1 protein-coding gene is annotated in these 405 nt (G+C 38.5%); it reads left to right on the forward strand.

From position 1 onward, the window contains the following. Positions 1-236 (forward strand): DksA/TraR family C4-type zinc finger protein (locus AB4486_RS23375; protein WP_372118931.1); only part of this gene is annotated, 236 nt, incomplete at its 5' end. Positions 237-405: the final 169 nt, after the last annotated feature.

Here is a 405-nt window from a genome sequence, read left to right on the forward strand (position 1 = left end):
TCAGCCAGCAAATACAAAATACCATTGATGATGAGATCTCTCGTGTAAGAGGAAACCTTCGAGGTGGTGAGGGTTTGCGTTATTGTGATGAGTGTGGTGATGAGATTCCGGAACAAAGACGACGCGCGATCAAAGGCGTTCGTTTGTGTATAGAATGTCAGTCAATATTAGAGCATGACGCACATCGACATTCATTGTTTAACCGTCGAGCAAGTAAAGATAGCCAATTACGTTAAACTGACGGTTACCTTCAAGCAGTTAAGGCCTTACTTTTATGTAAGGCCTTTTAGTTTAATTAAATGATTTATTAATGAAGATATATAGAAATAATCGTCGCTCTTGTTTAGAGCAATAAACGCCTTATTTAAAGCAATGAGTATTTTGTAATGCAGTGTCGATAGCCTG

Source organism: Vibrio sp. 10N.222.55.C6 (assembly GCF_041473395.1).
GTDB lineage: Bacteria > Pseudomonadota > Gammaproteobacteria > Enterobacterales > Vibrionaceae > Vibrio > Vibrio crassostreae_C.